The sequence below is a fragment of the Sulfurisoma sediminicola genome, assembly GCF_003865015.1.
In the GTDB taxonomy this organism is placed as follows: Bacteria; Pseudomonadota; Gammaproteobacteria; order Burkholderiales; family Rhodocyclaceae; genus Sulfurisoma; species Sulfurisoma sediminicola.
In genome coordinates, this window is the sequence record NZ_BHVV01000006.1 from 1 (window position 1) to 17,324 (window position 17,324).

The window sequence follows — 17,324 nt, forward strand, 5'->3', positions numbered from 1 at the left end:
CCAAGACGGCAATAGTCGGTGTCTGCTGGCTGTCGGCTGTGTAGGAATTGATCCGGAACTCTGTACCCTGCGCGACTCCAGCAGAGTTGTAGCGCTGGGCGTAGATGCCGTAGCTGCTGCCGTCCTGGTCGGAATTCCAGACCACGACGATATCGCCGCCCGTCAGCTGAACGATCTTCGGACCCGACTGTTCGGCGGAGGTTGTCGTATTGACGCGGAACTCCGTGCCCACCAGCCCGCCGGCGGCATCGTAGCGCTGGCCGTAGACGCCCCAGCTGCTGCCGTCCTGGCCGTAGGAATGCCAAGTCGCGATGAAGCCACCGTCGGCAAGGCCGGTGACTGAAACGCCAGCCTGCTGGTCGCTCGTGGTGTTGTTGATCCTGAATTCGCTGCCGGCCGGGTTGCCACTGGCGTCATAAATCTGGCCATAGACGCCCCAGCTTGAACCGTCCTGGTTGAGGGATTGCCAGGTGGCGACAAAGCCGCCGGCATTCGTGCCTTTCAGCGCTGCGACCGTTGCCAGTGACTGCTGGTCGGCCGTCTGAGTGCTGACGTGAAATTCGTTTCCGATTGCGACTCCGGCGGCATCGAAGCGCTGGGCGTAAATGCCCCCGCTGCTGCCGTCCTGTCCGTCGGAGTTCCAGGCGACCACGATTTCCCCTGTGGTCAACTGCGCGATCCTCGGATTCGCCTGATCGTTCAAGGTCGTCGTATTGACGCGGAACTCGCCGCGGCCGAGGAGGTTGAGGGTGATGTCCTTGCCGTCGCCGGCGAAGTGGAGTTTCTCGACGTTCCGCAGGGTGTCGGTGCCGTCGGTGCCGTCGGTGCCGTCGACGTCCTCCACCGTCCACACGCCGTTGGCGTAGCTGACGCGGTAGCCGGGCTGCAGGTTGCCGGCGCTGCCCGTGAGCACGACGGTGTCGGTACCGGCGCCGCCGTCGATCGTGTCGTTGCCCTCGAAACCGGTGATCAGGTCATCGCCGCTGGTGCCGTTGATGATGTCGTTGCCAGAAGTGCCGTCGAGCGTTGCCATGGCTCACTCCCAAGAAAACTGAACATTTTCGCGGGGGGCTCCCGGCAAGGGATTTCATTTGGTCGCTTACAACCGTCTGCAATTTCTCGTCCAGCGCGGGTGCCCACAACCAAGCCTTGCGAAAATGATCAGAAGAGAACAAATGACTCAAAAGACCATTCTGTGATTAATGGCATGTCCCTTATTGACAGGCGTCAAAAGCTCGCGTGATTTACGTGTGGAAAATTCGTCGCACCGTGTCAAATCTCTCATCCGATCGGGAGGTCGGTGCCGTGGAAAGAACGGTTCTCCGGTGGTCTCCGCGGGGACGTCGTCGGCCGCCTCGTTGGAAATCTCGCACAATGCAATACGGAGGTATTGGCGTCGGTTAGAATCGGCGCACTGCCTCTATGGAGGAGGAACATCGATGCTTCACCCCGGACAGCCTGCCCCCGAGTTTTCCCTGCCCGACGCGGACATGGAGGCCTTCGCTCTGGCGTCGCTGCGAGGCAAGCAGCACGTCGTTCTGTTCTTCTATCCGAAGGATGGCACGCCCTACTGCACGCAGGAGGCCATCGACTTCTCCGATCACGAGGCGGACTTCGCCAAGCTGCACTGCGAGGTGATCGGCGTCTCGCGCGACGACTGCATCAAGCACGCGGAATTCCGCGATCGGCACGGCCTCTCGGTGCGGCTGCTCTCCGACGAGGACGGCAAGGTCGGCCACAAGTACGGCGTCTACCAGTACCGCGAACACGATGGCCACAAGCGGCTGACGGTCGTGCGTTCGACCTTCGTCATCGACAAGCACGGCACGGTTCGCCACACCTTCTACGATGTCAGCCCCAAGGGCCACGCGGCGGAAATCTTTCAACTCGTCAAGGAACTCGAAAAATCATGCAAATCGGCCAAGATACCGTCGTGACCCTCAAGTATCGCGTCACGGACCCGGATGGCAACGTCGTCGACGAGGGCAAGATGCCGCTCACCTATCTGCATGGCGGCTACCACGGCATCTTCCTGCGCATCGAGGAGGAACTCGAAGGCAAGTCGGCGGGCACCGCCATCGAGGTCAAGCTGCAGCCGGAGGACGCCTTCGGCGAATACGATGCCGATCTCGTCACCGTCGAGCCGCGCGACCTGTTCCCCGACACCATCGAAGTCGGCATGCAGTTCGAGCGCGCCACCGAGGGCGAGTCCGACGAGATGCTCTACACCATCACCGACATCGCCGGCGACAAGGTCGTGGTCGACGGCAACCACCCGCTGGCGGGGGCGGCGCTGGTGTTCGCATGCACCGTCACTGAAGTGCGCGCGGCCTCGGCCGAGGAATTGGCCCATGGCCACGTGCATGGCCCCGAGGGCCACCATCACCACTAGCGCGCCTCAGCCTTCGCCGAGGCGTTTCAGTTCGTAGAGTTTCTCCAGCGCCTCGCGCGGCGTGAGGCTGTCCGGGTCGATCGCGGCCAGCGCGTCGAGCGCGGGGTGGGGTTCGGAAAATGTCGGCTCCGGCGGGACGCCGTTCGGTGCGGCGAAAAGGTCGGGCTGCGGCCCCATCGCATCCTTCGCCGCTTCGCGATTTTCCAGTTGCACCAGCCGGCGCTTCGCGTCTCGGATCACCGCGACGGGCACGCCCGCCAGCGCCGCGACCTGGATGCCGTAGCTCTGCGAGGCCGGGCCTTCCTCGACCGCGTGCATGAAGACGATGGTGTGGGCATGCTCCACTGCGTCGAGATGCACGTTGGCGCACTCCGGGTAGTCGTGCGCGAGTCGCGTCAGCTCGAAATAGTGGGTGGCGAAGAGCGTGTAGGCGCGATTTTTCTCGATCAGGTGGCGGGCGATGGCGAAGGCCAGCGCGAGGCCGTCGAAGGTCGAGGTGCCGCGGCCGATCTCGTCCATCAGCACCAGTGATCTTTCGGTGGCGCCGTGGAGAATCGCGGCGGCCTCGGTCATCTCGACCATGAAGGTCGAGCGCCCCGAGGCGAGGTCGTCGGCGGCGCCGATGCGGGTGTAGATCGCGTCGATCGGGCCGAGGCGGCATTCCGTCGCCGGCACGAAGCTGCCGCAGTGGGCGAGCAGCACGATCAGCGCCGTCTGGCGCATGTAGGTCGATTTGCCGCCCATGTTGGGGCCGGTGATGAGCAGCAGCTTGCGCGTCGTGGCCAGTCGCGCGTCGTTGGCGATGAAGGTGTCGATCTGCCGCTCGACCACCGGGTGGCGGCCGCCGCGGATGTCGAGCACCGCCTCGTTGACGAAGCCCGGTGCACGATAGTCGTAGCGCACGGCGGCCTCGGCGAAAGCTGCGAGGCCGTCGAGCAGGGCGAGCGCGCGGGCGATGCGCTGGAGTTCGGCGATCCACTGCGCCAGCGTGTCGAACAGTGCGTCGAACAGCTGTTTCTCCAGCGCCAGCGCGCGTTCGTTGGCGGAGAGCGCCTTGTCCTCGAAAGCCTTGAGTTCCGGCGTGATGTAGCGCTCGGCGTTCTTCAGCGTCTGGCGGCGGCGGTAGTCGTCCGGCACCCTGGCGGCGTTGGCGTGGCTGACTTCGATGTAGAAGCCGTGCACCTTGTTGTATTCGACCTTGAGGCTGCCGATGCCGCTGCGCTCGCGTTCGCGCGCCTCGAGCGCGACGAGGAACTCGCCGCAATTGGCCTGCAGTCCTCTCAGCTCGTCGAGCTCGGCCGACCAGCCCGGCGCGATGACGCCGCCGTCGCGCAGCAGCGCAGCCGGCTCGGCCGCGACGGCGCTCTCGAGCAGTTCGAGGCAAGCGGGCGGGGCGGCGAGGTCGCGGGCGATATCGCGCAGCAGGGCGGACTCGGCGCCGGCGAGCATGGATGCGAGTTCGGGCAGGCGGGCAAGGCTGTCGCGCAGGCTGGAGAGGTCGCGCGGCCGGGCGTTCTTCAGCGCGACGCGGGCGGTGATGCGCTCGACGTCGGCGATGCCGCGAAGCTGGTTGCGCACCGCCTGGGCACGGCCGTCGCGGGCCTCGCCGATCAGCTCGCCGACGGCGACATGGCGGGCGGCGGCCGCATCGCGGTCCGCGAGGGGATGGTGCAGGCAGTGGCGCAGCCAGCGCGAGCCCATGGCCGTGGCGCAGAGGTCGAGTTGCGAGAGCAGGGTCGGTGCGGGCTGACCGCGCAGCGTCTCGGAAATCTCCAGGTTGCGGCGGGTGGCGGCATCGAGGCGCAGGTAGCTGCCCTCGTGTTCGACGCCGAGGGCGGTGACGTGCCCCAGCGCCTGCATCTGCGTGCTTCGCGCGTACTGGAACAACGCGCCGGCGGCGGCGACGGCCAGGGTCAGGTTCTCGGCGCCGAAGCCGGAAAGGTCGCGGGTACCGAAGTGCGCGGCGAGTTCGCGCCGGGCGGACTCGATGTCGAAGTGCCAGTCGGGCAGGCGCTTGGTGCAGGCGTCGCCCGCGGCAAGCTCGCCGCGCAATGCGTCAGGCAGCAGCAGCTCGGCCGGCCGCAGTCGTTCGAACTGGTGGGGGAGGGCGGCGATATCGGTCTCGAGCAGGCGGAAGTCGCCGCTGGCGAGGTTAAGCCAAGCCAGGCCGCAGCGGTCCTTGTCGATCGTGAGCGCGGCGAGCAGGCTGTCGCGTTTCTCGTCGAGCAGCGCCGAGTCGGTGAGCGTGCCGGGGGTGACGATGCGCGCCACGGCGCGCTCGACCGGGCCCTTGGCCGTGGCGGGATCGCCGATCTGTTCGCAGATGACCACCGACTCGCCGAATTTGACCAGCCGGGCCAGATACTGCTCGACGGCGTGGTGCGGCACGCCGGCCATGGCGATCGGCCGCCCGGCCGACTGGCCGCGCGTGGTCAGGGTGATGTCGAGCAGCCGCGCGGCCTTCTCGGCATCGTCGTAGAACAGCTCGTAGAAGTCGCCCATGCGGTAGAACAGCAGCATGTCCGGATGCTGCGCCTTGAGGCGCAGGTACTGCTGCATCATCGGCGTGTGGCCGGCGAGGTCCGCTTCCCTCGCGGCCGGCGGCGCGGCGGGGCGGCTCACGCGGCGAGCTTGGACGTCCGGTGGGACTGCACGATCTGCAGCAGCTGGCCGAAGATCTTCGGCGTGCCGGCGACGATGTTGCCGGTGGCGAGGTAGTTGCTCTCGCCGGCGAGGTCGGAGACGAGGCCGCCGGCTTCGGAGACCAGCAGGGTACCCGCCGCCATGTCCCAGGGCGACAGCCCGAATTCCCAGAAACCGTCGGTGCGACCGCAGGCGACGTAGGCGAGGTCGAGCGATGCCGCGCCCGGCCGGCGCAGGCCGGCGGTCTTCTGCGTCAACTCGCGGAAGATCGCGGTGTAGGCGTCGGCGTGGTCGAACATGCGATAGGGGAAGCCGGTGCCGATCAGCGCCTCGGCCAGCTTGGCGCGCTTGGAGACGCGGATGCGCTTGTCGTTGACGAAGGCGCCGGCACCCTTGCTGGCGGTGAACAGCTCGTTGCGCGTCGGGTCGTAGACCACGGCCTGGTTCATCACGCCCTTATGGGCGAGGCCGATCGAAACCGCGTACTGCGGGAAACCGTGGATGAAGTTGGTGGTGCCGTCGAGCGGGTCGATGATCCACTGGTATTCCGAGTCGCCGGAGCTGCCGGTTTCCTCTGCCAGGATCGCGTGCTTCGGGTAAGCTTCGCGGATGGTATCGATGATCGCGGCCTCGGCGGCGCGATCGACCTCGGTGACGTAGTCGCTCTGCTGCTTGACGCCGACCTGGAGACGTTCGATATCGAGGCTGGCGCGGTTGATGATCTGACCGGCGCGGCGCGCGGCCTTGACGGCGATATTGAGCGTGGGATGCATGATGGTCCGAACTGCACGGCTGCGAAGGCCGCGATTCTAATATGAACACTCCGCAGCCGCTCGCTTCCGCCCTTTCCCGCATCCGCGTCGTGCTGTCGCGCACCAGCCATCCGGGCAACATCGGCGCCGCCGCGCGGGCGATGAAGACCATGGGCCTGTCGCGCCTGGTGCTGGTGACGCCACGCCATTTCCCCGATGCGCAAGCCGAGGCCATGGCCGCCGGCGCCACGGACGTACTCGAATCGGCGCAGGTCTGCGCCACGCTGGAAGAGGCGCTGGCCGGCACCGTCTTCGCCACGGCGATGACGGCGCGCCGGCGCGAACTGGCGACCGATCCGCTGTGGGTGCGCGAGGCGATGGCCGAGGTGGCGGAACAATTGGCGCGGGATGCGAGCGGCGAAGTGGCCATCGTCTTCGGCAACGAGACCTCCGGCCTCTCCAACGAGGAACTGGCGCTGTGCCCGCGCTGGGCGATGATTCCCTGCAATCCCGAATGGACCTCGCTCAACCTGGCGGCGGCGGTGCAGATCGCCTGTTACGAGTTGCGCCAGGCAAAAGTCGGCGCCGGCGACACGCCGATGGTGGCCGACGCCGGCGAGCGGGCGACCTTTGACGAGGTCGAGGGCCTCATCGGCCACCTTGAAAGCGCAGCCCTGGCCAGCGGCTTTCTCGACCCGGCGTCGCCCAAGCGGCTGATGCACCGGATGCGGCGCCTGTTCTCGCGCGCCGCACTCGAGAAGGTCGAGGTCAACATTCTGCGCGGTCTCATCGCCAGCCTGCTGGAACGCCGCGATTCGCGCTCGCCCGGTGAAAGTTGACCGCTGGTGTCGGATATAATCGCCATCCCTATCAACCCGGGTTTCCCCTTGCCATGTTCGACCGCCTGCGTGAAGACATCGCCTGCGTTTTTCAGCGCGATCCCGCCGCGCGCACGCAATGGGAAGTGCTCACCTGCTACCCGGGCTTGCATGCGCTGACGTTGCATCGATTCGCCCACTGGCTGTGGGGCCATAGGCTGCGCTGGCTGGCGCGGCTCACCTCACATTTCACCCGCTGGTTCACCGGCATCGAGATCCATCCCGGCGCGACCATCGGCCGCCGCGTCTTCATCGACCATGGCATGGGTGTGGTGATCGGCGAGACCGCCGAGATCGGCGACGACTGCACGCTCTATCACGGCGTCACCCTCGGCGGCACTTCCTGGAACCGGGGCAAGCGCCACCCGACGCTGGAGCGCGGCGTGGTGATAGGCGCCGGCGCCAAGGTGCTCGGCCCCATCACCTTGCGCGAGGGCGCCAAGGTCGGTTCCAACGCGGTGGTGGTGCGCGAAGTGCCGGCCGGCGCCACGGCGGTCGGCATCCCGGCACGCATCGTCGATGCCGGCGACGATGCCGCGCGGCAGGAGAAGGCCGAGAACCTGGGCTTCTCGGCCTACGCCGTGACCAAGGACGAGGGCGACCCCCTGGCCCTGGCGATCCATGGCCTGCTCGACCACGCGGTCGAGACCGACCGCCGCATCGCGGTATTGCTCGCCCATCTGGAGCGCTGCGGCGTGCCGCTGGCCGACGAGATGGCCACCGCCGACCAGTTCGATCCCAAATATCTCTCGAAAATAGTTGACTAAAAACGTCGGACTCATTAAAGTCGATTAAAACGCTCAGGTATTGATTGCCGCGGCGCCGACCCCAAGTGAAGATTGAACCGGAAAGGACTTAAAAATGAGACTGACGACCAAAGGACGTTTTGCCGTGACGGCCATGATCGACCTGGCCCTGCGCCAGCACGAAGGTCCGGTGACGCTGGCCGGCATCGCCGAGCGCCAGAAGATTTCGCTCTCCTATCTCGAGCAGCTGTTCGGCAAGCTGCGCCGCCACCAGCTGGTGTCCAGCGTGCGCGGCCCCGGCGGTGGCTACTGCCTGGCCAAGGGCATGGAGACGGTGTCGGTCGCCGACATCATCCGCGCCGTCGACGAGCCGCTCGACGCCACCAGCTGTGGTGGCAAGCGCGACTGCCATGGCGAAGACAAGCCCTGCATGACGCACAACCTGTGGACCAGCCTCAACGAGCGCATGTACGACTACCTGAGCTCGGTGCATCTGGCGCAGCTGGTACACGAGCAGCGCAACCGGCCCGAGTGCGCCATGGCAGTCGAGACGCGCGGCGTGCGTCGTCCGCGCCGCATGACCGTGGTCGCCACCGCCTTCTGACCGCGACGTTCCACGATGTTCCAGCCGACCTATCTCGATCACAACGCCACCACGCCGGTGCATCCGGCCGTGCTCGAGGCCATGCTGCCGTATTTCTCGCGGCAGCATGGCAACGCATCGAGCCGGCATGAGTACGGCCGTGCGGCGCGACGGGCGATCGACGAGGCGCGGCAGCGCGTGGCCTATGCCGCCGGCGCGCATCCGACCGAAGTGATCTTCACCAGCGGCGGTTCGGAAGCCAACAATCTCTTCATCAAGGGCGCCGCCGCCGTGCGCAAGCCCGGCATGGTGGCCGTGTCGGCGATCGAGCATCCCTGCGTGCGCGAGCCGGCGAAGCAGGTCGCCCGCGCCGGCTGGACGCTGCGCGAGATCGCGGTGGACCGGGATTGCCGTGTCGTCGGCGCCGACTTTTCCGCCGTGCTCGCCGCGCGGCCGGAGTTGCTGTCGGTGATGCTGGCCAATAACGAAACCGGCGTCGTGCAGGATGTCGCCGCTCTCGCCGAAGAAGCGCGATCGACCGGCGCCTGGTTCCACACCGATGCGGTGCAGGCCCTCGGCAAGATCCCGCTCAATTTCCGCGACCTCAACGGCCACGGCGTCCATGCCATGACCCTGTCGGCGCACAAGCTCGGCGGTCCCAAGGGCGCCGGTGCGCTGATCCTCGACAAGCGCGTCGAGGTCCAGGCCCTGATCGCCGGCGGCGGCCACGAGCGCGGCCTGCGCTCGGGCACCGAGAACGTACCGGCCATCGTCGGCTTCGGCCTCGCCTGCGAACTCGCCACGGCCGGCCTCGCCGACGGTGCCGCACGCGTCGGCGCCTTGCGCGACGAACTCGAACGCGGCCTCGTCGCATTCGGCGCAACCATTTTCGGCGCCGGCGCAGTGCGCCTGCCCAACACCGTCTATTTCTCTTTGCCCGCGATCGACGGCGAGACCTTGGTCGGCAAGCTCGACCGGGCGGGCTACGCCGTCGCCAGCGGTGCCGCCTGCTCGTCGGCCAATCCCGAGGCCTCGCACGTGCTGCTGGCGATGGGCGTCGATGCCGCGCTGGCGCGCGGTGCGGTGCGCGTGAGCCTCGGCGCCGCATCGTCGACCGCCGACGTGCGCGGCTTCCTCGCCACGCTCGGCGAAACCGCCCGACAACTGAATCGAATGACCGCCCTGGTGCATTAGGCCAGGAGCGCTTTTACCAACGGAGACACCCCGATGCTCAAGCTGCCCATCTACCTCGACTATTCCGCCACCACCCCGGTCGATCCGCGCGTCGCCGCGAAAATGATTCCCTGGCTGACCGAACACTTCGGCAACCCGGCCTCGCGCTCGCATGCCTACGGTTGGGAAGCCGAGAAGGCGGTCGAGGATGCCCGCGAGGAAGTCGCCAAGCTGGTCAATGCCGACCCGAAGGAAATCATCTGGACCTCGGGCGCGACCGAGTCGAACAACCTGGCGATCAAGGGTGCCGCGCATTTCTATGCGGGGACCAAGGGCAAGCACATCGTCACCGTCGCCACGGAACACAAGGCGGTGCTCGACACCTTCAAGGAACTCGAGCGCCAGGGCTTCGAGGCGACCTACCTCGAGCCTCAGCCGAATGGCCTGATCACCCTCGAGCAGTTCAAGGCCGCGCTGCGCAAGGACACGGTGCTCGCCTCGGTGATGGCGGTCAACAACGAGATCGGCGTGATCCAGCCGATCGCCGAGCTCGGCGAAATCTGTCGCGAGGCCGGCGTGATCTTCCACGTCGACGCCGCCCAGGCCACCGGCAAGATGCCGCTCGACCTGGCCAAGCTCAAGGTCGACCTGATGTCGTTCTCGGCGCACAAGACCTACGGCCCCAAGGGCATCGGCGCGCTCTACGTTCGCCGCAAGCCGCGCATCCGCCTCGAGGCGCAGATGCACGGCGGCGGCCACGAGCGCGGCCTGCGCTCCGGCACGCTGGCGACGCACCAGATCGTGGGCATGGGCGAGGCCTTCCGCCTGGCCCGCGAGGAGATGGCCACCGAGAACGAGCGCATCCGCATGCTGCGCGACCGCCTGCTCAAGGGCCTGACGGACATCGAGGAGACCTACGTCAATGGCGACCTCGAGCAGCGCGTGCCGCACAATCTCAACGTCAGCTTCAACTACGTCGAGGGCGAGTCGCTGGTCATGGCCGTCAAGGACATCGCGGTGTCGTCCGGTTCGGCCTGCACCTCGGCCTCGCTCGAGCCGTCCTACGTGCTGCGCGCGCTGGGCCGCTCCGACGAACTTGCGCACAGCTCGATCCGCTTCTCCATCGGCCGCTTCACCACCGAGGAGGAAATCGACTACACCATCAAGCTGCTGCACGACAAGCTCGGCAAGCTGCGCGAACTCTCGCCGCTGTGGGAAATGTTCAAGGACGGCGTCGATCTCAATACTGTCCAATGGGCTGCACACTAAGCGTCTGCAAAGAAAGGGAAGCAACCATGTCTTACAGTCAGAAGGTCATCGACCACTACGAAAACCCCCGCAACGTCGGCTCGTTCGCCAAGGACGACGACAGCGTCGCCACCGGCATGGTCGGCGCGCCGGCCTGCGGCGACGTGATGAAGCTGCAGCTCAAGGTCGGCAAGGACGGCGTCATCGAGGACGCCAAGTTCAAGACCTACGGCTGCGGCTCGGCCATCGCCTCCAGCTCGCTCGTCACCGAGTGGGTCAAGGGCAAGACGCTCGACCAGGCGCTCGACATCAAGAACACCCAGATCGCCGAGGAGCTGGCGCTGCCGCCGGTGAAGATCCACTGCTCGATCCTGGCCGAGGACGCCATCAAGGCGGCCGTCGCCGACTACAAGAAGAAGCACGGGGAGTAAGAATATGGCCCCCACGCTCACTTCGTTCGCTGCCCCCACGGGGGGCGTTGCCTCCCTCGGGGCGGCCCTTCGGGAGGCATGACCATGTCCGCCTGTACCACCACCACTTCGCCCGAAGCGTCTGCCAAGGCCCAGGCCGCGCCCTCGGGCTGGCAGGGCATCGAGCGTGCGCTGCCGGTGACCTTGAGCGAGGCCGCCGCCGCCCACATCGCCAGGTTCATCGCCAAGCGCGGCAAGGGCATCGGCATCCGCCTCGGCGTGCGCACCTCCGGCTGCTCGGGCATGGCCTACAAGCTCGAATTCGCCGACTCGCCCAACCCCGAGGACATCGAGTTCCTCAGCCACGGCGTCAAGGTCCTGGTGGATCCGAAGAGCCTGCCCTACCTCGCGGGCACCGAGCTCGACTACACCAAGGAAGGCCTCAACGAGGGGTTCAAGTTCAACAACCCCAACGTCAAGGACGCCTGCGGCTGCGGCGAGAGTTTCAACGTCTGATGGTTTTCAGCCAGGAACCCCTCGGCCGCGACTTTTTCGCGCTGTTCGGCCTGCAGCACCGCTTCGCGCTCGACATGTCCGAGCTCGAGGTGCTGTATCGCGACATGCAGGCGCGCGTGCACCCGGACAAGTTCGCCAGTGCCGGCGAGGCCGACAAGCGCCTGGCGATGCAGCTGGCGACGCACGCCAACGAGGCCTATCTCACGCTGAAATCTCCGCTCAAGCGCGCCCAGTACCTGCTGCATCTGGCCGGGCACGATCCGCAGATCGAACACAACACCGCGATGCCGACGGATTTCCTCATCGAGCAGATGGAGTGGCGCGAGGCCGTGATCGAGGCGCGCGAGGCGGCCGACGTGGCCGAGCTCGATCGCCTGCATCACCGCATGCGCAAGGAAATCTCGCTCCAGTATGATGCGTTGCACCAGGCGCTGGACGCGCGCACGGATCACGCGCGCGCCGCCGAGGTGGTACGCCAGCTGATGTTCCAGGAAAAACTGCTCCACGAAATCGACGACGCGCTAGAAGCCGTCGAAGCTTAAATAACGATGGCACTACTACAGATTGCCGAGCCCGGCGAATCCGCGGCTCCCCACGAACATCGCCTCGCCGTCGGCATCGACCTCGGCACCACCAACTCGCTGGTCGCCACGGTCAGGAGCGGCATGGCGGTCGTCCTCGGCGATGCGCTCGGTCGCCCGCTGCTGCCCTCGGTGGTGCATTACGACGGCGAACTCAAGGTGGGTTTCGAGGCGCAGGCCCTGCAGTCGCTCGACCCGAAGAACACCATCGTCTCGGTCAAGCGTTTCATGGGCCGCGGCCTCAAGGACATCGCCCATATCGAGTCGATGCCCTACGACTTCGTCGACGCCGCGGGCATGGTCAAGCTGCGCACCGCCGCCGGCGTCAAGAGCCCGGTCGAGGTCTCGGCCGACATCCTCAAGGTGCTGCGCGAGCGCGCCGAGGCCTCGCTCGGCGGCCAGCTCACCGGCGCCGTCATCACCGTCCCGGCCTATTTCGACGACGCCCAGCGCCAGGCCACCAAGGACGCGGCGCGGCTGGCCGGCCTCGATGTCCTGCGCCTGCTCAACGAGCCGACCGCCGCCGCCATCGCCTACGGCCTCGACAATGGGGCCGAAGGCATCTACGCCGTCTATGACCTCGGCGGCGGCACCTTCGACGTCTCCATCCTGCAGCTGTCCAAGGGCGTCTTCCAGGTGCTCGCCACCGGCGGCGACTCGGCCCTCGGCGGCGACGACTTCGACCAGCGCGTCTTCTGCTGGATCATCGAGGAGGCCAAGCTCGCCCCGCTGTCGCCGCAGGACGCGCGGCTGCTGCTGACCCACGCGCGCGAAGCCAAGGAATACCTGACCGCCCATGGCGAGGCGCCGATCACCGTGCGGCTGGGCAGCGGCGAGTACGTCGATGTCAAGCTGACGTCGGCCATTTTCACCGAGATCACCAAGACCCTGGTGCAGAAGACGCTGGCGCCCACGCGCAAGGCCCTGCGCGACGCCAAGTTGTCGCCCGAGGAGATCAAGGGCGTGGTGATGGTCGGCGGCGCCACGCGCATGCCGCAGATCCAGCGTGCCGTGGCCGACTACTTCGGCCGCGATCCGCTCAACAACCTCGATCCGGACAAGGTCGTCGCGCTCGGCGCGGCGATTCAGGCCAACCTGCTCGCCGGCAACCGCGCCGCCGGCGACGACTGGCTGCTGCTCGACGTGATCCCGCTCTCGTTGGGTCTCGAGACCATGGGCGGCCTGGTCGAGAAGGTCATCCCGCGCAACTCGACCATTCCCGCCGCCCGCGCCCAGGAATTCACCACCTTCAAGGACGGCCAGACGGCGCTCGCCCTGCACGTGGTGCAGGGCGAGCGCGAACTGGTGTCCGACTGTCGCAGCCTGGCGCGCTTCGAACTGCGCGGCATCCCGCCGATGGTGGCCGGCGCCGCCCGCATCCGCGTCACCTTCCAGGTCGATGCCGACGGCCTGCTGTCGGTGAATGCGCGCGAGCAGACCATGGGCCACGAGGCGCACGTCGAGGTCAAGCCGTCCTACGGCCTGAGCGACGACGAGATCACCTCGATGCTCAAGGACAGCTTCAACCATGCCTCCGACGACGCCTTCCGCCGCGCCCTGCGCGAGGCGCAGGTCGAGGCGCAGCGCCTGATCGAGGCGGTGCAGTCGGCGCTGCGCGAGGATGCCGCGCTGCTCTCCGAAAGCGAGCGCGGCCACATCGACGCCTGCCTCGCCCGCTTGCAAAGCGTGATGATGGGCGATGCCCGCCTCGCCATCGACGACGCGATGGACGCGCTGGGCAAGGCCACGGCGGAATTCGCCGCCCGGCGCATGAACCAGAGCGTGCAGCGCGCGCTCTCCGGCAAGAAACTCAGCGAAATCGAATCATGACCCAGATCATCGTCCTGCCGCATGTCGAACTTTGTCCCGAGGGCGCCGTTTTCGAGGCCGCGGTCGGCCAGTCGATCTGCGACGCCCTGCTCGACAACGACATCGAGATCGAACACGCCTGCGAGAAGTCCTGCGCCTGCACCACCTGCCACGTCGTGATCCGCGAGGGCTTCAACTCGCTCGAGGCAGCCGAGGAAACCGAGGAGGACCTGCTCGACAAGGCCTGGGGCCTCGAGCCGACCTCGCGCCTGTCCTGCCAGGCCCTTGTGACCGCGACGCCATTGGTGATAGAAATCCCGAAATACACCATTAACATGGCGAAGGAAGGGCACTCGAAGAAATGAAATGGACCGACACCCTCGACATCGCGATCGAGCTGGCCGAGCGCCATCCCGAGATCGATCCGAAGACCGTCAATTTCGTCGACCTCATGCGCCTGGTGATGGCGCTGCCGGGGTTCGAGGAGGACGAGCGCCATTGCGGCGAGAAGAAGCTCGAGGCCATCCAGTTGGCCTGGATGGAAGAGCTGGACTGAGCATGGGCCTCCGGCGCGATCTCCTGGTTTTCGCCGCCGGCCTTTCCCTCGCGGCGGTGGCCGCGGCCGACCAGCCCGTCGGCATCACCGCCACGCTGCCCTACGTCGATGTCGTCCATGACGGCAAGCCCTTCCGCATCGAGCGCGAGCAGGACAATCTCAACCAGATCGAGCCCGACTACTCGCTGACCTCGCGGCCGTGCCCGCCCTACTGCATCCAGCCGATGCTGCTGGCGCCCGGAGTGGAGACCATCGGCGAGCTCGAGCTGCTCGATTACCTGCGCCGCGCCGCGAACGGCGAGGCGGTGGTGGTGGTCGACTCGCGCGAGGAGCACTGGCTGCTGCGCACCGGCATCATTCCCGGCGCCATGCACCTGACGTGGACCGAGCTGCACCCGGCGCACACCGACTCGGCCAGGATTGCCGACACCCTGCAGTTCGTCTTCGGCGTGGCGCGCACCGGCATCCTCTGGAATTTCGAGAACGCGCGCACCGCGGTGTTCTACTGCAACGGCGTCTGGTGCGGCCAGTCGCCGACCAACATCAAGCAGTTGCTGGCGCTGGGCTACCCGCCCCACAAGCTCAAGTGGTACCGCGGCGGCATGCAGTCATGGAAGAGCCTGGGCCTGTCCACTGCCTCCTATTTGCTGAAGTGACGCCGCCGCTGATCGACAGCCACTGCCATCTCGATGCGGCCGAGTTCGACGCCGACCGCGCGGCGGTGGCTGCCGCGGCGGTGGCGGCGGGGCTCGCGACCATCGTCATTCCGGCCATCGAGCGCGCCAATTTCGGCGCTGTGGCGAGCGTCTGCCGCGAGTTCCCCGGCTGCGTGCCGGCCTACGGCATCCACCCGATGTATGTCGATCGCGCCGAGCCGGCCGACCTCGACGCGCTGCGGGCGACGCTCGCGCGCGAACCCGCCGTCGCCGTCGGCGAAATCGGCCTCGATCGCTTCGTCGAGCCGCGCGACGACGGCCGCCAGGCGTTCTATTTCGTCGAACAGCTGAAGATCGCCCGCGACCTCGGGCTGCCGGTGATCCTCCACGTGCGCCGGGCCATCGACCCGATCCTCAAGCAGCTGCGTCGCATCGGCGTGGCCGGGGGCATCGCCCACGCCTTCAATGGCAGCCGCCAGCAGGCCGACGAGTTCATCAAGCTCGGCTTCGTCCTCGGCTTCGGCGGCGCCATGACCTACCCGCGGGCGGCCCGCATCCGCGAGCTGGCGGCGACGCTGCCGCTGGAGGCCATCGTGCTCGAGACCGACGCGCCCGACATCCCGCCGGCCTGGCGGGTCGGCGCCCGCAATGCGCCGGACCAGTTGCCGCGCATCGCGGCGGAGCTGGCGGCGCTGCGCAATCTGCCGGTGGCGGATATCATAACGGCCACAACAAGCAATGTCTGCCGGGCGTTGCCGCGCCTGGCGCACTGAGTTTCACCAACCCCCCGACCAACAAGGAGAGAACCAATGAGCACCACCGTCACCCTGCAAGGCAATCCGGTTCCCGTCGACGGCGACCTGCCGGCCAGGGGCGCCAAGGCGCCCGCCCTCACCCTGACCAACGGCGAGCTCGCCGACGTCACGCTCGCCAATTTCGCCGGCAAGCGCAAGGTGCTTAATATCGTCCCCAGCCTCGACACGCCGACCTGCGCCACCTCGACGCGCAAGTTCAACGAGAAGGCCGCCGCGCTGAACAACGCGGTCGTGCTGGTCGTGTCTGCCGACCTGCCCTTCGCCGCCGGCCGCTTCTGCAGCACCGAAGGCCTCAAGAACGTCGCCCACCTGTCCACCTTCCGCCATCCAGAGTTCATGAAGGCCTGGGGCGTCGCCATTTCCGGCGGCCCGCTGGTCGGCGTCACCGCGCGTGCCGTGGTCGTGCTCGACGAGAACGACAACGTGCTGCACAGCGAAATGGTCGGCGAGATCGCCAACGAGCCGAACTACGACGCCGCGCTCAAGGCCCTCGGCTGAGTTTCGTTCGCGAGCGGCGGGCGCGCCCGCTAGGCCGATGAGCATCGCCCGTCACCTGCTGCGCCTGGCTGCCGCCATCGTCGCCGTCGCCGCGCTCTGCGGTGCGGCGGCGCGGGCTGACGTCCTGCCCGTCACCGTCAGCCTGCCCGGTCCGGGCAGCACGGTGTCGCTGCCGCTCGAGCTTGCCATCTCACTCGGCTACGACCGCGCGGAGGGCATCGCCATCAGGCCGCGGTACATCCTCGGCGGCGGCACGCCGTTGCGGGACCTCCAGTCCGGTCTCGCCAACTTCACCATTCACGGCATGCCGGCGGCGATGCTCAATCGGCTGCAGGAGGAGCACTACGTCACGCTGATGCCCATCGACGACCAGCCGCAGTACGTCCTCATGGTGCGCCGCGGGCTCAAGGGCAGGATCAAGTCGCCACGTGACCTGGCCGGCTACACCATCGGCATCCATGCCAATTCCCTCACCAACAGGACGACCTCGCATCAGCTGACCGAACAGCTGCTGCAGAGCTCGGGCGTCGGCCGCGACAAGGTGCGCTACGTCGCCGAGGGCACGGAGTGGGCGAGCGTATCGTCGGCGTTCCGCTCGGGAGCCGTCGATGCCGGCATGACCGACGAACCCTTCGCCACGCGCCTTGCGGCGGAAGGCCTCGCCTATCCGATATTCAAGACCACCGCCCGAGCGGAGCAGCGGCGCCTGGCCGGCGAGGGTTTCCTGCGTGTCGCACTGCATGGCCTGCGCGACCACATCGAGGCCGATCCAGCCGCCGCCGAGCGCATGGTACGGGTGCTGCAGAAGGTGCTGCGCTGGATCGCCACCCACACGCCGGAGCAGATCGTGGATCAGCTGGCCCTAGGCGGCGAGATGCGCAAGGTGATGCTCACCGTGTTGCGCGGGAATCCGCGCCAGTACAGTCGCGACGGTCGTTTCTCGACGGCGCAGCTGCGCGAGACCGAGATCTTCTTTCACGCCAGCAACCCGGAAAACGCCGCGGCGCAGCGCCTGACGATAGACAGCATGGTGTTCGACCGCTGGGCCGGGCGCAAGCCCTAGGCGAT

Annotated in this window: 19 protein-coding genes and 1 pseudogene; 17 read left to right on the forward strand and 3 right to left on the reverse strand. The window is 67.1% G+C overall.

All coding sequences use genetic code 11. The features are described 5' to 3' along the window. Positions 1–1,033: pseudogene (locus EJE94_RS08760) on the reverse strand (hypothetical protein); the annotation flags it as partial. 406 nt (positions 1,034–1,439) lie between these two features. Between EJE94_RS08760 and EJE94_RS08765 the strand changes: the two are divergent. Both EJE94_RS08765 and EJE94_RS08770 read left to right on the forward strand, forming a co-directional pair. Further along, positions 1,440–1,937, forward strand: a complete 498-nt coding sequence (locus tag EJE94_RS08765; protein WP_121240677.1) for a peroxiredoxin — start codon at positions 1,440–1,442, stop codon at positions 1,935–1,937. Continuing rightward, the gene (locus EJE94_RS08770; protein ID WP_121240679.1) at positions 1,910–2,392 is read left to right on the forward strand and encodes an FKBP-type peptidyl-prolyl cis-trans isomerase; all 483 of its coding nucleotides are present in this window, start codon (positions 1,910–1,912) and stop codon (positions 2,390–2,392) included. Before EJE94_RS08765 ends, EJE94_RS08770 begins: the two co-directional genes overlap by 28 nt. A gap of 6 nt (positions 2,393–2,398) precedes the next feature. Here the strand turns inward: EJE94_RS08770 and mutS are convergent, their stop codons facing one another. Together mutS and EJE94_RS08780 are read right to left on the reverse strand one after the other, a co-directional pair. Further along, positions 2,399–4,954, reverse strand: coding sequence for a DNA mismatch repair protein MutS (gene mutS, locus EJE94_RS08775; RefSeq protein ID WP_121242183.1), 2,556 nt, complete (start codon positions 4,952–4,954; stop codon positions 2,399–2,401). 56 nt (positions 4,955–5,010) lie between these two features. Continuing rightward, positions 5,011–5,808 carry an inositol monophosphatase family protein gene (locus tag EJE94_RS08780; RefSeq protein ID WP_121240681.1) on the reverse strand — a complete coding sequence of 266 codons (798 nt, stop codon included), beginning with the start codon at positions 5,806–5,808 and terminating at the stop codon, positions 5,011–5,013. A 41-nt stretch (positions 5,809–5,849) separates the two neighbouring features. Between EJE94_RS08780 and EJE94_RS08785 the strand changes: the two genes are divergently transcribed. From EJE94_RS08785 to EJE94_RS08855, 15 genes are all read left to right on the forward strand, one after another. Then, the gene (locus tag EJE94_RS08785) at positions 5,850–6,626 is read left to right on the forward strand and encodes an RNA methyltransferase (protein ID WP_121240683.1); all 777 of its coding nucleotides are present in this window, start codon (positions 5,850–5,852) and stop codon (positions 6,624–6,626) included. A 53-nt stretch (positions 6,627–6,679) separates the two neighbouring features. After that, the gene (cysE, locus tag EJE94_RS08790; RefSeq protein WP_121240685.1) at positions 6,680–7,432 is read left to right on the forward strand and encodes a serine O-acetyltransferase; all 753 of its coding nucleotides are present in this window, start codon (positions 6,680–6,682) and stop codon (positions 7,430–7,432) included. A gap of 94 nt (positions 7,433–7,526) precedes the next feature. Beyond that, positions 7,527–8,015, forward strand: coding sequence for a Fe-S cluster assembly transcription factor (locus tag EJE94_RS08795; protein ID WP_121240687.1), 489 nt, complete (start codon positions 7,527–7,529; stop codon positions 8,013–8,015). Between the two features lie 15 nt (positions 8,016–8,030). Next, entirely contained in the window at positions 8,031–9,188 is a 1,158-nt protein-coding gene (locus tag EJE94_RS08800) for a cysteine desulfurase family protein (protein WP_121240689.1), read from the forward strand. 33 nt (positions 9,189–9,221) lie between these two features. Then, positions 9,222–10,436: an IscS subfamily cysteine desulfurase gene (locus tag EJE94_RS08805; protein ID WP_121240691.1), complete on the forward strand. Its 1,215-nt coding sequence runs from the start codon at positions 9,222–9,224 to the stop codon at positions 10,434–10,436. A gap of 26 nt (positions 10,437–10,462) precedes the next feature. Continuing rightward, positions 10,463–10,846: a Fe-S cluster assembly scaffold IscU gene (gene iscU, locus EJE94_RS08810; protein WP_121240693.1), complete on the forward strand. Its 384-nt coding sequence runs from the start codon at positions 10,463–10,465 to the stop codon at positions 10,844–10,846. Positions 10,847–11,017: 171 nt separating this feature from the next. Then, positions 11,018–11,341 carry an iron-sulfur cluster assembly protein IscA gene (gene iscA / locus EJE94_RS08815; protein ID WP_121242184.1) on the forward strand — a complete coding sequence of 108 codons (324 nt, stop codon included), beginning with the start codon at positions 11,018–11,020 and terminating at the stop codon, positions 11,339–11,341. Next, a complete protein-coding gene (gene hscB / locus EJE94_RS08820; protein WP_121240694.1) occupies positions 11,341–11,883 on the forward strand; it encodes a Fe-S protein assembly co-chaperone HscB in 543 nt (180 codons plus the stop codon). The genes iscA and hscB overlap by 1 nt, the downstream gene beginning before the upstream one ends. 6 nt (positions 11,884–11,889) lie before the next feature. After that, complete coding sequence (hscA, locus tag EJE94_RS08825) at positions 11,890–13,752, forward strand: Fe-S protein assembly chaperone HscA (protein WP_121240696.1); 1,863 nt, start codon at positions 11,890–11,892, stop codon at positions 13,750–13,752. Continuing rightward, entirely contained in the window at positions 13,749–14,096 is a 348-nt protein-coding gene (gene fdx, locus EJE94_RS08830; protein WP_121240698.1) for an ISC system 2Fe-2S type ferredoxin, read from the forward strand. The genes hscA and fdx overlap by 4 nt, the downstream gene beginning before the upstream one ends. Continuing rightward, entirely contained in the window at positions 14,093–14,287 is a 195-nt protein-coding gene (iscX, locus tag EJE94_RS08835; protein WP_121240700.1) for a Fe-S cluster assembly protein IscX, read from the forward strand. Before fdx ends, iscX begins: the two co-directional genes overlap by 4 nt. A gap of 2 nt (positions 14,288–14,289) precedes the next feature. Next, the gene (locus tag EJE94_RS08840; RefSeq protein WP_121240702.1) at positions 14,290–14,943 is read left to right on the forward strand and encodes a rhodanese-like domain-containing protein; all 654 of its coding nucleotides are present in this window, start codon (positions 14,290–14,292) and stop codon (positions 14,941–14,943) included. Next, the gene (locus tag EJE94_RS08845) at positions 14,940–15,716 is read left to right on the forward strand and encodes a TatD family hydrolase (protein WP_243642574.1); all 777 of its coding nucleotides are present in this window, start codon (positions 14,940–14,942) and stop codon (positions 15,714–15,716) included. The genes EJE94_RS08840 and EJE94_RS08845 overlap by 4 nt, the downstream gene beginning before the upstream one ends. A 36-nt stretch (positions 15,717–15,752) precedes the next feature. Continuing rightward, entirely contained in the window at positions 15,753–16,256 is a 504-nt protein-coding gene (gene tpx / locus EJE94_RS08850; protein ID WP_121240704.1) for a thiol peroxidase, read from the forward strand. Positions 16,257–16,293: 37 nt separating this feature from the next. Beyond that, positions 16,294–17,319, forward strand: a complete 1,026-nt coding sequence (locus EJE94_RS08855) for an ABC transporter substrate-binding protein (protein WP_121240706.1) — start codon at positions 16,294–16,296, stop codon at positions 17,317–17,319. The last annotated feature ends 5 nt before the right edge of the window (positions 17,320–17,324 follow it).

Bases quoted from the DNA above. Each gene is read 5' to 3' on its own strand.
- EJE94_RS08765 (WP_121240677.1), top strand. From the start codon at position 1,440: ATGCTTCACCCCGGACAGCCTGCCCCCGAGTTTTCCCTGCCCGACGCG.
- EJE94_RS08770 (WP_121240679.1), top strand. From the start codon at position 1,910: ATGCAAATCGGCCAAGATACCGTCGTGACCCTCAAGTATCGCGTCACG.
- mutS (WP_121242183.1), bottom strand. From the start codon at position 4,954: ATGATGCAGCAGTACCTGCGCCTCAAGGCGCAGCATCCGGACATGCTG.
- EJE94_RS08780 (WP_121240681.1), bottom strand. From the start codon at position 5,808: ATGCATCCCACGCTCAATATCGCCGTCAAGGCCGCGCGCCGCGCCGGT.
- EJE94_RS08785 (WP_121240683.1), top strand. From the start codon at position 5,850: ATGAACACTCCGCAGCCGCTCGCTTCCGCCCTTTCCCGCATCCGCGTC.
- cysE (WP_121240685.1), top strand. From the start codon at position 6,680: ATGTTCGACCGCCTGCGTGAAGACATCGCCTGCGTTTTTCAGCGCGAT.
- EJE94_RS08795 (WP_121240687.1), top strand. From the start codon at position 7,527: ATGAGACTGACGACCAAAGGACGTTTTGCCGTGACGGCCATGATCGAC.
- EJE94_RS08800 (WP_121240689.1), top strand. From the start codon at position 8,031: ATGTTCCAGCCGACCTATCTCGATCACAACGCCACCACGCCGGTGCAT.
- EJE94_RS08805 (WP_121240691.1), top strand. From the start codon at position 9,222: ATGCTCAAGCTGCCCATCTACCTCGACTATTCCGCCACCACCCCGGTC.
- iscU (WP_121240693.1), top strand. From the start codon at position 10,463: ATGTCTTACAGTCAGAAGGTCATCGACCACTACGAAAACCCCCGCAAC.
- hscB (WP_121240694.1), top strand. From the start codon at position 11,341: ATGGTTTTCAGCCAGGAACCCCTCGGCCGCGACTTTTTCGCGCTGTTC.
- hscA (WP_121240696.1), top strand. From the start codon at position 11,890: ATGGCACTACTACAGATTGCCGAGCCCGGCGAATCCGCGGCTCCCCAC.
- fdx (WP_121240698.1), top strand. From the start codon at position 13,749: ATGACCCAGATCATCGTCCTGCCGCATGTCGAACTTTGTCCCGAGGGC.
- iscX (WP_121240700.1), top strand. From the start codon at position 14,093: ATGAAATGGACCGACACCCTCGACATCGCGATCGAGCTGGCCGAGCGC.
- EJE94_RS08840 (WP_121240702.1), top strand. From the start codon at position 14,290: ATGGGCCTCCGGCGCGATCTCCTGGTTTTCGCCGCCGGCCTTTCCCTC.
- tpx (WP_121240704.1), top strand. From the start codon at position 15,753: ATGAGCACCACCGTCACCCTGCAAGGCAATCCGGTTCCCGTCGACGGC.
- EJE94_RS08855 (WP_121240706.1), top strand. From the start codon at position 16,294: ATGAGCATCGCCCGTCACCTGCTGCGCCTGGCTGCCGCCATCGTCGCC.